Below are 14,164 nucleotides of genomic sequence, written 5' to 3'. Positions count from 1 at the left end.
AGGGTTGCCGCGATTGTTCCATGAATTTGCGTCTGGGAGATGTCAGATTGATTGAGTTCGGCGACTGCATCTCGAGACACGACCTCTCGCATTGATCATGTCAGCGCCTTTCAGGCTTATCGCTGCGCAGGCGGCCTTTTCAAAATTGCCAGCGCCGCCATGCTGATCGCAGTTGACGATCGCTTTCGAGGCTTGACCTCTCTGTCAGTGGTTTCTTGATGTACACTTTCCGAACAAGGCTGGCTTGCGTCAGCTTTAACGGAGGAAAGAACGTGAAAGTCATCTCTTCAAAAAAAATGTTGATAGCCGTCGTGATTGTGGCCCTGTTGGTGTTGGGCGGCACAATTATGGGCCTTTCACTCTTAAACCTTTTGGGTTGGAGCGTGGTCGCCGTAATTCTGGCGTTCATCCTTGGCAAGCTGACCGACAACGAAGAACCCGACAGCGACGAGGATTCAGAAGGCGACAATGCTTCCAACCCCAATGCTGCCTCTGATACCGGGGATGAAAAGTCCCGTGAGACCAGCGCCACCACGGAAACGGCTTCCTGCAATGATACCGGTGGTGGGGATGTCGGCGGCGGAGGTGGAGACGCAGGGATGTAGCCGGCCTTCCCGGCAAGCCCCTGTCAGACTGGCCGAGATTGCGAAGGCGCTGTCTTAGCCGCGCCAGGTGCGCACGACGCCGCAGTCCATATGCACGAAATTGGACCCGTAGTATTGGCCGACACCACCGGCCCGGCATGACATAGCTGCTTTGGCCATCTGCGAGACAGAGCGGGACGCCAGGCGCAAGTCTGCGGCTTGTCCCTGCATATGAAGCGATTTCCGGGCGACGCCACGAGAGCGGGCGCGGAGCATGGCGTTGGTCTGTGGAGAGCGATAGCCCGACAGCAACATATAAGGTTCATTGACATCCAGAAGGTTGTGTGATGCCGCCATGATATCAATCGTGCGTAAATCGATGGATTTTACCTGATCCGTGCGCCAATCCCGCATGAAATGGTTCACTTCTTTGACAGCGTCCTTGATATACTTACCATCGACCCAATAAATCATATCCAACCGTTCGCCTGTGCGACCGGAATACATGCGAATGCGACGGATATCGCCGCCGCCGCGCAAAAAGCCTGCTGCATTGGAGTAGGTGGGTGCGGCTGCGACTGCGGTTGCTGCAAACGCCCCCAAAAGGGCACGCCGGGTCAAGCCCGAGGAACTGCTCTTGGTCATTTTGGTTCGTCCCGTACTGTTCCTGCCTGCGCACGATGTTACGCGCGCTGTCTTAATTTTTTCCCATCCCAGATGCGGAATTTATGACACAATCGGATTCGGCGGCCAAGAAGTGATTCACAGTCATCTTTTCAAGGGGGAATTTTCGGCAGTTTTTTGCGCAAATGTCACAGGCGGGCGCAGAATATTGGCAGGTGTCGGCTGTGTGCCACCGGGTCGATGCAAACGCGCATCAGACGACAACAGAAGCAATTTGGTAAGGAATTTGTGAATAGACAAGTCTGCGCAGTCGAATTCATAGTTGTTCGGCGCATGTATCACCAACCAAGTCATTGATTCCAAGGCCATCCAATGCTTTCTGTTTTCCGAGCCAGTACCAGTATCCTGCTTGCCGCCTGTTTTGCGGCCACGGCCAGTGTGGCGAATACCACCTCTGAACCCACGCACAACACGGCGTTTCAGATGGCCGTCGCAGAACATACTCCACGGGACTCCCAGATCGCAGAGTTTTACCGGACAAACGGGTTTTCGCCGATTTGGGTGGGTGAATCCGATGAGCATATGCAACGCCGGGCGGCATTGATCCAGGCACTGTCACATGCGCATCTGCACGGTCTGCCGCAGGCCGATGTGACAGTTTCATCCTTGATGCAGAAAATGCAGGATGCACGCTCGACACGTGACCTTGGCGCCGTCGAAGCGGAGCTGACCCGGGTTTTCGTGGAATTTGCCGACGCATTGTACTCGGGTGTTCTGCGACCGGGAAGCATCGACGACGGACTTGTTCGGTCGGTGGATCGTCGCAGCGCGGCCGAGCATCTGAACGGCCTGAACATACATGGCGCCGGGTATTTTGCGCAGTTGGCTCCTCAAAGCCGTCAGTACCGGGCTTTGATGAAACAGAAGCTGGCGCTTCAGGCCTCGATAGATCAAGGCGGTTGGGGGGCAACTGTCCCGGAAACCAAGCTGGAATACGGTGATACCGGGCCCAATGTCGTGAAGCTTCGCAATCGGCTTGTGTTGATGGGCTACATGAAGCCATCGGCCAGCCCCTCCTTCGACGCCGCGCTGCTGGAAGGGGTCAGGGCCTTTCAAATCGCGCATGGATTGGAACCTGATGGCGTTGCAGGCAAGGGCACGATTGCCGAGTTGAATCGCCCGGCCGTGGACCGGCTCAAGGCTGTATATGTCGCTCTGGAACGGGAACGCTGGCTGCCTCAGGATCGCGGCGCACGTCATATTCTTGTCAACCAGACAGATTTTTCGGCAAAGATCGTGGATGACGGTCAAGTCACTTTTGAAACCCGTGCGGTGATCGGCAAGAACACGCATGATCGCCGCAGCCCGGAGTTCTCGGATGTGATGGAGCATATGGTGATAAACCCCAGCTGGTATGTTCCACGCTCGATCATCACCAAGGAATACCTGCCGAAGCTGAAAGCGAACCCCAACGCGGTCGGTCATATCCAGATCACGGACAGCAGGGGGCGGCAGGTCAATCGCGGGGCGGTTGATTTCAATCAGTTCACCGCCCGGAGCTTTCCATTTGCGATGCGCCAGCCGCCCAGCAAAAGCAATGCTTTGGGGCTGGTCAAGTTCATGTTCCCCAACAAGTACAATATCTATCTGCATGATACGCCTCAGAAAAGCCTGTTCGCGCGTGAGGTGCGGGCGTTCTCGCACGGCTGCATCCGGCTGGCGCAGCCTTTCGAGTTTGCCTATGCATTGCTGGCCAAACAGGAAGAGGATCCCAAGGCCTTCTTTCATCGTGTTCTGAGCACGGGAAAGGAAACCAAGGTCGATTTGGAGCAAAAAGTTCCGGTCCACCTGATTTATCGAACAGCCTATGTCGGACCAAAGGGCGACGTGCAGTATCGCCGTGATGTCTATGGCCGGGACCGCAAGATTTGGGAGGCCCTGCAAAAGGCAGGGGTGGCCCTGCCGGACGTTCAGGGTTAAGCACAGGGCAAATCCTGCCAAAAGGAAGCCCGAGATGCAGTTTACCATTCAGCAAATCGCCGACGCTTTGGGTGCCGAGTGCCAAGGTGATGGCGGCCTGACGATCGTGCGGGCGGCCGAACCGGGCGATGCCGGCCCAACCGATCTGGCAATGGCCATGTCTCCGAAATACGCCGAAGCGCTTTCGAAAGGGGACGCGCGCGCCGCCGTTCTATGGGAAGGCGCGGATTGGCAGGCCATGGGCTTGCGGGCGGCCGTTTTCGTGAAACGTCCGCGCATGGCGATGGCGGGGATCACCGCAATGCTGGATCGCGGGCAAGGGATTGAACCGGGCATTCACCCTTCCGCGGTAATCGATCCAACGGCTGAAATCGGATCTGACGTGGCCATAGGACCGCTGACCGTTGTTGGTGCGCGGGCGCGAATTGGTTCGGGCTCGGTCATCGGAGCACACTGCGTGGTGGGTATCGACGCCGTTCTGGGCGAACAGGCCCTGCTGCGGGAGATGGTCAGCATTGGCGCGCGGGCCCAAATCGGGGATCGGTTCATCGCGCAGCCCGGCGCAAGGATTGGCGGTGACGGATTTAGTTTCGTAACGCCCGAGGTCTCTGGCGCCGAGAACGCCCGAAAAACGTTGGGCGACCAGGGCGGCGCCAAGGCCCAAAGCTGGCTTCGCATCCATTCTTTGGGCGCGGTTGAGATCGGGGACGATGTCGAGGTTGGCGCCAATTGCACCGTCGACAATGGAACCATCCGCAACACGCGGATCGGTGACGGCACCAAGCTGGATAATCTGGTCCATGTCGGGCACAACACCCGCGTCGGGCAGGATTGTCTGCTGTGCGGTCAGACGGGTGTGTCCGGCTCGGTCGAGATCGGCAACAACGTTGTTCTGGGTGGTCAGACCGGAGTGGTCGACAATATTTTCATAGGGGACGGCGTCATTTCGGGCGGGGGCACGAAGATTCTGTCAAATGTGCCCGCCGGGCGCGTCATCATGGGGTATCCGGGCATCAAAATGGAGACCCATACCGATGTCTACAAGGCGCAGCGGCGACTGCCCCGCATGGCACGCGACGTTGAGGCATTGAAAAAGGCTGTTTTCAAACAGACCCCAAGCGATTAAATCATCGTCAAACTGAAAATCAGGGGATCGACATGAGCATCAGCGACCGCGTCATCGCAATCATTGCAGAGCAGGCCGTGCTGGAGCCATCGGACGTGACGCCCGAAAGCACGCTGGAAGATCTGGGAATCGACAGCCTTGGTCTGGTCGAAAGCATATTCGCCATCGAGGAAGAGTTCGACATTTCAATTCCGTTCAACGCCAATGAACCCGAGGCCAACGATTTTGATATCTCGAATGTTGCTGCGATCATTGCCGGGATCGAAAAGCTCGTGTCGGAAAAGGTCTGACAAACGCTCATGAAACGTGTTGTCATTACCGGCGCAGGTACGATCAATTCACTGGGCCATTCGGTTCCTGACACGCTGGAAGCCATGCGAGAAGGTCGCTGTGGGATCTCGGAACTGAAGTTCCGGGACGTTGACCGGTTGGCCATCAAGATCGGCGGGCAGGTTCGTGACTTTGAGGCCGAAGGGCGGTTCAACCGTCAACAGATGTCGCTGTATGACCGGTTCACCCAGTTCACTCTGACCGCCGCCAAAGAGGCCATTGACCAGTCCGGCATCGAGTTTCACGGAGAGCTTGCTGCAAAGTCAGGTGTTGTCCTGGGGACCGCCGGGGGTGGCGTGTCGACCTGGGACGACAATTACCGATCGGTCTATGAGGATGGCAAGAACAGGGTACACCCGTTTGTTGTTCCAAAACTCATGAACAACGCGGCGGCCAGCCATGTTTCCATGGAACACAACCTCAAGGGCCCCAGCTTCACCGTGTCGACCGCCTGTGCGTCTTCGAACCATGCCATGGCTCAGGCCTTTCAGATGGTCCGCAGCGGTATGGCCCCGGTCATGATCACTGGCGGGTCCGAATCCATGTTGTGTTTCGGTGGCGTCAAAGCCTGGGAAGGGCTGCGCGTGATGTCGAAGGACGCATGCCGACCGTTCAGTGCCAACCGCAACGGAATGGTACAGGGGGAAGGGGCCGGTATCTTTGTTTTCGAAGAATACGAACACGCCCGTGCCCGGGGCGCCGAGATAATGTGCGAAGTCGTCGGTTTCGCTATGTCGTCAGACGCGGCCGATATCGTGATGCCCAGCAAACAAGGGGCTTCGCGGGCCATGTCAGGTGCTTTGGCCGATGCCAGGTTGAATGCCAGCGATGTGGGCTACATCAACGCGCATGGCACCGGAACGGCAGCGAATGACAAAACCGAATGTGCCGCAGTGGCAGATGTATTTGGACCCCATGCCGACGATCTGATGATATCGTCGACCAAATCCATGCATGGTCACTTGATTGGCGGAACCGGTGCGGTGGAACTGTTGGCATGTATCATGGCGCTGCGGGACGGAGTGATTGCACCCACCATAGGATACGAGGAACCGGATCCGGAATGCGCACTTGATGTTGTGCCGAACGAAGCTCGGGAAGCCAAAGTCGACGTCGCGCTCAGCAATGCCTTTGCCTTTGGCGGGCTGAACGCGGTTTTGGCGCTGAAGCGAGTTTAAAGAACAACGCTCAAAACAAGGCCGCCGCATTCAGAGCGGCCTTTGTCTGCGATGTGTCAGTTTTGCAGGACTTCCAACTGGTCGTAACCACTGGTGAATCCATCCAGCGACATTTCGATTTGCAACAGTTGGCTGGGGGCCAGAATGGACACCAGCGAAATCGTTGCCTTACTGCCTGCTTTCATGGCGTCTATATCGCCTTGCGTAAAGCCCAATTGCGCGACGCAGCCTACCGGGTTGCAGTGATGATAGTTGTATCTTTTGCCCGGTGCGCCGTCTATGGACACAGCAATTTGCGCTTGCAGCATGGTCTCCAGCGGCACAGTCAACCTAGCTCCGGCAACGGCCTCTGTACCTTCGGGAAGCTTGTTTATCGAGATTTCCGCAATCGGCTGGCCTTCGGCACCGGAAAGAACTTGACGCAGCAGGCAAGGATCATCGCCCTCTTCGGTCCGTAGACAGGTTATGCTCCAGGCACCACTTGTTTCTTTGACGTATTGTTCGCCTATACGTGGGCCGGTTTCTCCCAGATCCAGTTCCTGTGCAGCTTCGGTTTGGGCCGACTCGTCCTGCTGCTGGCTTTCGTCGTTGGCCTCCTGGGCGTAGACTGCGCTGCTTAGAAAGGCGACGGCCATTGCATTTGCGGTTAGAAGTTGCTTGATCATGAGTGCCTCGATTTGATGCTTGAGCTTTTTGCTTCGTTTAACACTCTTCTGAATTGATGTCAGGCACTAACAGAACGGCAGGTCTGAACGTGAACGGATTCTTGCCAGAACACCAGAAACGACCTGCACTGAGACAGAAAAAGAGAGCTGTATAAACCAGCTCTCTTCTCCAAAAGGTTCTCCCCGTCGGACTGGCCGACTTATTTATGCGCAAACCCTACGAGAGGGTCGCAGACGGGTCAACAGCTATCCTCAAATTTTAATACTGCGGTCAGAGCTTTGAAACCATTTTTGAACCTGCAAAAAAGCCGTGCCCGAAGGCACGGCCAGTCGACAGGGAGGAAGTCTGCCCCACGTGAGGGAAACAAACGCGGGGCAAATTGACTATCGCAGTCAAAGGTTAACTTTGTATGCTGGTCACGGATCGGTGAAACATAAGGCAGTGTTAATGGGCAAGAATGTATTTTTGGGTGGCGGAGGCGAAGGCTATGGCCAACCGCAGGAACTGGCGCTGAAATATGCGAACCGCCACGGGCTGATTGCCGGCGCCACCGGGACCGGTAAGACCGTAACTTTGCAAATCCTCGCGGAAGGCTTTTCCCAAGCCGGGGTTCCGGTGTTTTTGTCCGATGTCAAAGGTGATCTGTCGGGCCTGGCTTTGCCCGGAAGCGACGCGCACAAACTGCATCAGGCATTTATGGATCGTGCCAAACGCATTGGGTTCGACGATTTTTCCTATTCTGCCTGTCCGGTTGCGTTCTGGGATCTTTTTGGCGAACAGGGCCATCCGGTGCGGACGACGGTCACTGAAATGGGCCCTTTGCTGCTGTCCCGGTTGATGGAATTGAGCGAAGCGCAGGAAGGTATTTTGAACATCGCGTTCCGCGTGGCCGATGAAGAGGGAATGCCGCTTCTGGATCTCAAGGATCTTCAGGCGCTGCTGGTCTGGATCGGCGAGAACCGGGCCCAGCTTTCATTGCGATATGGCAATGTATCGACATCTTCGGTCGGTGCGATCCAGCGGCGTTTGCTGGTGTTGGAAAACCAGGGTGGAACAAAGCTGTTTGGCGAACCCGCGCTGGATCTGTCCGATCTGATGCGCACCGATGAAAACGGGCAGGGGATGGTGAACATCCTTGCCTCGGACAAACTGATGGCCGCGCCACGGCTATATGCGACGTTCCTGCTGTGGCTGCTGAGCGAATTGTTTGAAGAGCTTCCCGAAGTCGGTGATCCTGAAAAACCCAAGCTGGTGTTCTTCTTCGACGAGGCGCATCTGCTGTTTGACGGCGCTCCGAAAGTGCTGGTGGACAAGGTCGAACAGGTTGCCCGCCTGATCCGGTCCAAAGGGGTGGGGGTCTATTTCATCACCCAGAATCCCGCCGATATACCCGAGGATATTCTGGGACAGTTGGGCAATCGCGTTCAGCACGCTTTGCGGGCGTTCACGGCGCGTGACCGAAAGAACCTGCGTCTGGCGGCGGAAACCTATCGCGAAAACCCCGCCTTCGACACCGAAGCCGCAATCCGCGAGGTGGGCGTCGGTGAGGCTGTCACGTCGATGCTTCAGAAAAAAGGCGTTCCCGGAATCGTCGAGCGCACATTGATTCGTCCGCCGGGGTCCCAGTTGGGGCCTATTTCCGATGCCCAGCGGCGGGCCATTCTCGATGCCTCTCCGATGGCGTCGAAATATGACAATGGTATTGATCGACAATCTGCCTTTGAAATCCTTCAGGCCCGGGCTGAGGCTGCCGCCAAGGCCGCTGAACAGGCAGAGGCCGATGAAGTGCTGGAGGCACAATCACCGATGGAGCGAGAGTATTCTTCGGCTCGCAGATATTCGGGAAGCCGGGTCGGCAGATCCTCGTCCCGGGTGCAGCGCCGGAAAGACACGTTTGCATCGGCGATGACCGACGCGGTGATCAAGGAATTGAAGGGAACGACCGGACGCCGGATCGTTCGTGGTATTCTTGGCGGTTTGTTCCGCAACAGATGACGGAACGGCGCCCATCACGGGCGCCGTAATGTTCACTTCAGACGGCGCTGGCCTTCCTGACGGCAATAGGCGTCAGCCTCTGACACGGACATTTTCGTAGCTGGCAGGTCAATCGCCCGGTCCCAGGTCACCCGATCGTGACGATACAGCTGACAGGTTACGACACCCTTGGGCGTCTGGACCTTGACGGGGGTCGTCTCAAGGTCTTCCGGAGACGGAATACAGGCGGATGTTACGATGGCAACAACCGGAAACAGAAGCAGTGTCTTGAACCGTGGTGCTTTCATTTTTGACTCTTTTCAAAACGTGTGAGTGATCGTTACAGATCGGTGTAGACGGGTGTGAGTGCCGGCAACATACCGCAAAAAGAAAACACTGCGGTGGGTCCGTTTATTCAGAAAATCGTTAAGAATCAAGAAACCGTGCCGAAGTAAAGGCACGGTTTCGCTTATTGAAGGGGGAAGCGATCTATTTCTCGGGGATCAGCCCTCTTGGGCTGAATCTGAGAACAATCAACAAGATCAGACCCATCGTAAACAGACGCATATGTGCAGCACTGTCCAACAGGTGGGCTTTCAGTGCGCTTCCGTCCGGCATGCCCGCGGTAACGACATTCATCAGCCACAACCCGATCGGTTCAACCTGAACCCACAGGAACCAGATCAGGAATGCACCCAGAACGGCCCCGAAGTTGTTGCCCGAACCACCCACGATCACCATCACCCAGACCAGAAAGGTAAAGCGCAGCGGTTGGTAGGCGCTTGGCGTCAGCTGGCCGTCCAGCGTTGTCATCATTGCACCAGCGATACCGCAAACGGCCGAACCAAGTACGAAGATTTGCAGATGACGACGGGTGACATCCTTGCCCATGGCCTCGGCCGCGACTTCATTGTCACGGATTGCGCGCATCATCCGGCCCCACGGGCTTTTCAGCGCCATCTGAGCCATCCAGAGCAGCACCAGAAGCACGATCATGAACAGCAGCGAATAACCGAGTTTGACCGAAAGGGTGGACGCGGTGACGGGATCCAATCCCAACCATTCAGCCCGCGCAAGAAAGGCCGGGTCGTTCTGCAAATCCACTTCGTAGCCCACAACAGGGGACGGGCGTGGGATGCCGTAGACGTTCTTGACGCCCCGGGCCAGCCAGTCTTCGTTTTTCATGACTGCAATGATGATTTCGGCGATACCCAATGTGGCAATCGCCAGATAATCCGAACGAAGGCCCAGCGCCGTTTTACCGATCAGCCACGCAGCGCCCGCCGCCAGCAAACCGCCCGCCGGCCAGGCCAGCAGAACGGGTAGGTTAAGACCTCCGATATTGCCGGAAATCGCCGGGTCGATTGCCTCGACCGCTGAAATGCTGGGGTCGAAAACCGCGCGATAGACGAAAAAGCCGACGACCAGAACTGCGATGATGGTGAGGGTTTGCACTCGACCTTTCGGTATTCTCGTTGCAACCAGAACAGCCGCCACCACTGTCGCGGCGCCCAGCAGCAAGGCCAGAACGATACCATAGCCGCCCGCAGCCCACGCACCGGGCGTAGGCGGTGTTGAAACCAGCACGACGGCCAGACCGCCCAGGGCGACAAAGCCCATGACGCCCACATTGAACAGACCGGCAAAACCCCATTGCAGGTTTACACCGATTGCCATGATGGCGGAAATCAGCCCCATATTCAGGATCAGGATCGCGGTATTCCAGCTTTGCGTGAAACCGGTCAACAGGATCAGGCCGCCGACAATTGCGAAGAGCAGCGAATTTTTGACAGCGTCGGTCATACTGCTTTCCCCTTGAAAAGGCCCGTGGGCTTGAACAGAAGCACGATCAGCAGGATGACAAAGCTGACGGCGAATTTGTAATCGGTCGAGAGAAGTTGCACCAATCCTGACGGCTCAAGGTTTTCCGGCGCAAGATAGGTCAGCACCTTCTTCCAGGCGTATGTTATCGTCACCTCGGAAAACGCGATTATAAACCCGCCTGCGATGGCGCCCAGTGGGTTCCCCAAACCACCCACGATGGCCGAGGCAAAGATTGGAAGCAGAAGCTGGAAATAGACGAAGGGTTTGAAGCTTTTGTCCAGCCCGTAAAGAACGCCGGCAGTTGTGGCCAGCGCCGCAACGATGATCCATGTGATCATCACCACACGTTCCGGGTTGATGCCTGACAACAGCGCCAGATCCTCGTTGTCCGAATAGGCCCGCATCGACTTGCCGGTGCGCGTTTTGTTGAGAAACCAGAACAGCAGCGCCACGGCAACAACGGCGACGATCACCGTGATACCTTGCGACGTCTTGATGGCCAGCCCCTCGCGCAGACCGGTCATCGCCTTGAAATCGCGCGCCGACACAATGAACCGGGCACCGTCCGAAAACCTTTGGTCGTCTGGCCCGATGATGAACCGGACAAGGCCGTTCATGATGAACATCACGCCCATGGAGACGATCACCAGAATAACGGGCTTCGCCTTCTGTTCACGGTAGAATTTGTAGACCAGCCTGTCGGTGATCAGCACCAGCACGATACAGCCCAGGATGGCAAAGGGCAGGGCGAGCAGGGCGGTTGGCAACGGTCCAAAGCTGATCCCGGCGGCCTGCAACCCCCATGTGACCAGCACGGCGATCATCGCGCCAAAGGCCATTGTGTCGCCATGGGCAAAGTTCGAAAATCGCAGAATGCCGTAGATCAGGGTCACGCCAAGCGCGCCCAACGCCAGTTGGCTGCCATAAGCGACCGCAGGCACCAACACAAAATTCGCAAGCGCAACAAGCGCGTTGAGTAGATCCATTATTTCTTCTCACTGTCCGGGTGCGGTCTTATGGCATGACGGTCCGCGCAGGCACAATGTATCCTGCGCTGTTTTGCGTCATATTTTTCTGCTGGTTGCGAAAAAAATTCCACGAGAAAACCGGAAGCAGGCAAGACTATTCAATTTTGGCCTGGCTCAGTCACGCACCGGCCAATTCCGGTGGGTGACTGAGATGGAAAGAAGCGGGATCAGGCGTCCGTCTCGGTGCAGGTGCCGTGATCGGTTCCCGCGTGGGGACCCTTGACCGAGAGGTCAAAGGACATGTCGTCATAATGCACGACAAAGGTCATGACATCTTCGCCTTCAATATGGACAAACGTCATGTTGCCAACGCCTTTGAACACCATCGCGTCGCCGGAAACACTTGCAGTTTCGATGTAGCCTTTGTCTCCTTCCGGTGCCCGGTTGAGGCGCACTTCGCTGCCGTCACGATCCGAGATGCAGACAAAGTGGCGTTCTTCGGCAATTGCGGCGGTTGCGAACAATGTGGCGACGGCCACACACATCCATTTTTTCATTTTTGGGTCCTGAACAGAGTTTTTCATTCAGAAGGTTCGCTTGATTTCACGGAACTTGATTTGTTTGGCCGGGAAACCGTTTCCTTCACAGCGCCCGGCGCTAAACGCACAATGTGACCGGATTGCAGCCGACGCATGGAAATCTTGGGATGGCGGAATAATTTGAGCGTGGGGAGAATACGTGCCCAGTCTCAGCCCGTTGGCTCAAACAACAACGGGAATAGTGAGGAGGCCATTAGTTGGCCACCTGACAAGCGCCACGAAAAGAAGCTACGGACGGTACGCCGCTCGTGAGTTTCACGTGAACACTAATTCGTCCGCTATCTGACAACATGACGTCCCAATTCTCAAAATCATCCAAAGGCGGCTGACCTTTCAACAGTACCAAAACTTCATTCTGTTGGTTTTCCAGAGCAATCTTTGCGCCTGATAAAACGAACTTTTCATGGCCAGCAAGAGCGAACATGCCATACTGTTTTTGATCGTTAGTATCTTCCGCCTTAAGAGGCTGAAAAGCGAAGCTCAGGGAATCCTTGCAATACCCCTTGCGCGGTTTGCAGTCCTTGAAATCATCTCCACCGCAATCAAGAGGCGGGTTGCAATCGTGTTTTGCGGTGCAGTGCATCTCAGCACCGTTCGCCTTCAAATGCAGAATTTCTGCGAACCCGTTTCCGGGCATAAGAAAGAAAGTGGAAACCGCGACGAATTTAGCAAAGTGTTTCATCCTCACCCCCCCAAGAAACTCTTCCGAACCTCCGGATCGGCCAGCAGTTCCTTGCCCGTGCCGGTATAGGCATTGCGCCCCTGAACCAGAACGTATCCCTTGTCGGCAATCTCCAAGGCCTGGCGGGCGTTCTGTTCCACCATCAGGATCGGCAGGCCGGTGCGGGACACCTCGATGATCCGGTCGAACAGTTCATCCATCACGATCGGCGAAACGCCTGCCGTGGGTTCGTCGAGCATCAGCACCTTGGGCTGGGTCATCAGCGCGCGGCCAACTGCGACCTGTTGACGTTGTCCGCCCGACAGTTCTCCGGCGGCCTGGTTGCGCTTGTCGCGGAGGATCGGGAAGAGGTCATAGACCTGCTCCATCGTCTGACTGATGTCGTCGCGGCGGATGAAGGCACCCATTTCAAGGTTCTCTTCCACCGTCATCGAGGTAAAGATGTTCTGTGTCTGCGGCACGAAACCCATGCCACGCATGACCCGGTCTTGCGGGCTGAGATTGGTGATATCCTCGCCATCCAGACGCACGGACCCTGAACGGACATCCAGCATCCCGAACACAGCTTTCATCGCCGTCGACTTGCCCGCACCGTTGGGGCCGACGATGACTGCGATTTCACCCTTGTCCACGGCGATGGTGCAATCATGCAGAATGTCCGGCCCTTTGCCGTAACCACCCGTCATGGTGTCGCCGATCAGAAACGGGCCACCTTCGACCTTATGGGTCGCACCACTTTTGCGATGGGCCGGGGTCATGGTGCCGACACCGTGCGGATTGGTGATCGAGGCGTCCTTGTTGCCCTTGTCATCCTGATAGGGGTTGTCGCTCACGCGCCTGCCTCCAGTTTGTCTTTGTTCTTCAGGCCGGTGCCCAGATAGGCTTCGATCACGTGCTCGTTCGCCTTGATCTCGTCCAAGGTACCCTCGGCCAGTACCTTGCCTTCGGCCATGCAGATGACCGGATCACAGATCTTGCCGATGAAATCCATGTCGTGCTCGATGACGACGAAGGTGTATCCACGCTCCTTGTTCAGACGCAGGATCGTGTCGGCAATGGTCATCAGAAGGGTGCGGTTCACACCTGCGCCGACCTCGTCCAGAAACACGATCTTGGCGTCGACCATCATGGTGCGGCCAAGCTCCAGCAACTTTTTCTGACCACCCGAGACCTGACCCGCCTTGTGATCGGCCAGATGCTCAATCGTCAGAAACTCCAGCACCTCATCGGCCTTGGCCTTCAGTGCGCGTTCTTCGTCAGCGATGCGTTTGCGGCCGAACCACGTGTTCCACAGCGACTCGCCTGATTGCGCGCCAGGCACCATCATCAGGTTTTCACGGCAGGACATCGACGGGAATTCATGTGCAATCTGAAACGTGCGCAACAGCCCCTTGTGGAACAGCTCATGAGGGGGCAGGCCGGTGATATCCTCGCCGTCCATCACCACCTTGCCGCTGGTCGGCGGCAAAACACCCGCGATCACATTGAACAGAGTGGTTTTTCCTGCCCCGTTGGGCCCGATCAGGCCGGTGATCGACCCTTTCTGGATTTCCAGCGATGCCCCATCCACCGCATGAAATCCGCCGAAATGCTTGTGCACGTCCTCGACGACGATCATCTTTTCCCCTT

At 56.5% G+C, this 14,164-nt stretch carries 15 protein-coding genes; 6 read left to right on the top strand and 9 right to left on the bottom strand.

Going from position 1 to position 14,164, the window contains the following annotated elements; translation table 11 throughout:
- Positions 1-272 precede the first annotated feature (272 nt).
- Positions 273-605, top strand: coding sequence for a hypothetical protein (locus NOR97_RS07695; RefSeq protein WP_257600750.1), 333 nt, complete (start codon positions 273-275; stop codon positions 603-605).
- A gap of 54 nt (positions 606-659) precedes the next feature.
- Here the strand turns inward: NOR97_RS07695 and NOR97_RS07690 are convergent, their stop codons facing one another.
- Positions 660-1,229, bottom strand: coding sequence for a DUF882 domain-containing protein (locus NOR97_RS07690; protein ID WP_170344246.1), 570 nt, complete (start codon positions 1,227-1,229; stop codon positions 660-662).
- Between the two features lie 351 nt (positions 1,230-1,580).
- Here NOR97_RS07690 and NOR97_RS07685 point away from each other — a divergent pair, with 351 nt between their 5' ends.
- Genes NOR97_RS07685 through NOR97_RS07670 form a run of 4 tightly spaced genes read left to right on the top strand, consistent with a single transcriptional unit; the run spans position 1,581 to position 5,822 of the window.
- A complete protein-coding gene (locus NOR97_RS07685) occupies positions 1,581-3,188 on the top strand; it encodes a murein L,D-transpeptidase (RefSeq protein ID WP_257600749.1) in 1,608 nt (535 codons plus the stop codon).
- Between the two features lie 34 nt (positions 3,189-3,222).
- Complete coding sequence (gene lpxD / locus NOR97_RS07680) at positions 3,223-4,314, top strand: UDP-3-O-(3-hydroxymyristoyl)glucosamine N-acyltransferase (RefSeq protein ID WP_257600748.1); 1,092 nt, start codon at positions 3,223-3,225, stop codon at positions 4,312-4,314.
- A 32-nt stretch (positions 4,315-4,346) separates the two neighbouring features.
- On the top strand, positions 4,347-4,604 hold the full coding sequence (locus NOR97_RS07675; protein WP_152458003.1) for an acyl carrier protein: 258 nt from the start codon (positions 4,347-4,349) through the stop codon (positions 4,602-4,604).
- Positions 4,605-4,613: 9 nt separating this feature from the next.
- Complete coding sequence (locus NOR97_RS07670) at positions 4,614-5,822, top strand: beta-ketoacyl synthase (protein ID WP_257600747.1); 1,209 nt, start codon at positions 4,614-4,616, stop codon at positions 5,820-5,822.
- Between the two features lie 56 nt (positions 5,823-5,878).
- Here the strand turns inward: NOR97_RS07670 and NOR97_RS07665 are convergent, their stop codons facing one another.
- The gene (locus NOR97_RS07665) at positions 5,879-6,487 is read right to left on the bottom strand and encodes an invasion associated locus B family protein (protein ID WP_257600746.1); all 609 of its coding nucleotides are present in this window, start codon (positions 6,485-6,487) and stop codon (positions 5,879-5,881) included.
- A 448-nt stretch (positions 6,488-6,935) separates the two neighbouring features.
- Here NOR97_RS07665 and NOR97_RS07660 point away from each other — a divergent pair, with 448 nt between their 5' ends.
- Positions 6,936-8,483 carry a helicase HerA-like domain-containing protein gene (locus tag NOR97_RS07660; RefSeq protein ID WP_170344253.1) on the top strand — a complete coding sequence of 516 codons (1,548 nt, stop codon included), beginning with the start codon at positions 6,936-6,938 and terminating at the stop codon, positions 8,481-8,483.
- A gap of 32 nt (positions 8,484-8,515) precedes the next feature.
- Here NOR97_RS07660 and NOR97_RS07655 read toward each other — a convergent pair whose 3' ends face one another.
- From NOR97_RS07655 to NOR97_RS07625, 7 genes are all read right to left on the bottom strand, one after another.
- Positions 8,516-8,770, bottom strand: coding sequence for a hypothetical protein (locus tag NOR97_RS07655; protein WP_170344254.1), 255 nt, complete (start codon positions 8,768-8,770; stop codon positions 8,516-8,518).
- Between the two features lie 181 nt (positions 8,771-8,951).
- Positions 8,952-10,265: a branched-chain amino acid ABC transporter permease gene (locus tag NOR97_RS07650; RefSeq protein ID WP_170344256.1), complete on the bottom strand. Its 1,314-nt coding sequence runs from the start codon at positions 10,263-10,265 to the stop codon at positions 8,952-8,954.
- A complete protein-coding gene (locus tag NOR97_RS07645; RefSeq protein ID WP_170344258.1) occupies positions 10,262-11,272 on the bottom strand; it encodes a branched-chain amino acid ABC transporter permease in 1,011 nt (336 codons plus the stop codon). The genes NOR97_RS07650 and NOR97_RS07645 overlap by 4 nt, the downstream gene beginning before the upstream one ends.
- 209 nt (positions 11,273-11,481) lie before the next feature.
- Positions 11,482-11,811 (bottom strand): hypothetical protein, encoded by a 330-nt coding sequence (locus NOR97_RS07640; RefSeq protein ID WP_257600745.1) that lies wholly within the window; start codon positions 11,809-11,811, stop codon positions 11,482-11,484.
- Between the two features lie 235 nt (positions 11,812-12,046).
- Positions 12,047-12,535: a hypothetical protein gene (locus NOR97_RS07635; RefSeq protein ID WP_257600744.1), complete on the bottom strand. Its 489-nt coding sequence runs from the start codon at positions 12,533-12,535 to the stop codon at positions 12,047-12,049.
- A gap of 2 nt (positions 12,536-12,537) precedes the next feature.
- Positions 12,538-13,368: an ABC transporter ATP-binding protein gene (locus NOR97_RS07630; protein WP_257600743.1), complete on the bottom strand. Its 831-nt coding sequence runs from the start codon at positions 13,366-13,368 to the stop codon at positions 12,538-12,540.
- Positions 13,365-14,153, bottom strand: a complete 789-nt coding sequence (locus NOR97_RS07625; protein WP_117872753.1) for an ABC transporter ATP-binding protein — start codon at positions 14,151-14,153, stop codon at positions 13,365-13,367. The genes NOR97_RS07630 and NOR97_RS07625 overlap by 4 nt, the downstream gene beginning before the upstream one ends.
- Positions 14,154-14,164: the final 11 nt, after the last annotated feature.

The organism is Ruegeria sp. YS9 (assembly GCF_024628725.1).
GTDB classification, from domain to species: domain Bacteria; phylum Pseudomonadota; class Alphaproteobacteria; order Rhodobacterales; family Rhodobacteraceae; genus Ruegeria; species Ruegeria atlantica_C.
This window is presented reverse-complemented; position numbering and strand designations above follow the sequence as displayed.

Coding starts and splice junctions, on each gene's coding strand:
- NOR97_RS07645 (WP_170344258.1), bottom strand. CDS start 11,272: ATGGATCTACTCAACGCGCTTGTTGCGCTTGCGAATTTTGTGTTGGTG.
- NOR97_RS07675 (WP_152458003.1), top strand. CDS start 4,347: ATGAGCATCAGCGACCGCGTCATCGCAATCATTGCAGAGCAGGCCGTG.
- NOR97_RS07625 (WP_117872753.1), bottom strand. CDS start 14,153: ATGATCGTCGTCGAGGACGTGCACAAGCATTTCGGCGGATTTCATGCG.
- NOR97_RS07655 (WP_170344254.1), bottom strand. CDS start 8,770: ATGAAAGCACCACGGTTCAAGACACTGCTTCTGTTTCCGGTTGTTGCC.
- NOR97_RS07650 (WP_170344256.1), bottom strand. CDS start 10,265: ATGACCGACGCTGTCAAAAATTCGCTGCTCTTCGCAATTGTCGGCGGC.
- NOR97_RS07665 (WP_257600746.1), bottom strand. CDS start 6,487: ATGATCAAGCAACTTCTAACCGCAAATGCAATGGCCGTCGCCTTTCTA.
- NOR97_RS07670 (WP_257600747.1), top strand. CDS start 4,614: ATGAAACGTGTTGTCATTACCGGCGCAGGTACGATCAATTCACTGGGC.
- NOR97_RS07685 (WP_257600749.1), top strand. CDS start 1,581: ATGCTTTCTGTTTTCCGAGCCAGTACCAGTATCCTGCTTGCCGCCTGT.
- NOR97_RS07640 (WP_257600745.1), bottom strand. CDS start 11,811: ATGAAAAAATGGATGTGTGTGGCCGTCGCCACATTGTTCGCAACCGCC.
- NOR97_RS07635 (WP_257600744.1), bottom strand. CDS start 12,535: ATGAAACACTTTGCTAAATTCGTCGCGGTTTCCACTTTCTTTCTTATG.
- lpxD (WP_257600748.1), top strand. CDS start 3,223: ATGCAGTTTACCATTCAGCAAATCGCCGACGCTTTGGGTGCCGAGTGC.
- NOR97_RS07690 (WP_170344246.1), bottom strand. CDS start 1,229: ATGACCAAGAGCAGTTCCTCGGGCTTGACCCGGCGTGCCCTTTTGGGG.
- NOR97_RS07660 (WP_170344253.1), top strand. CDS start 6,936: ATGGGCAAGAATGTATTTTTGGGTGGCGGAGGCGAAGGCTATGGCCAA.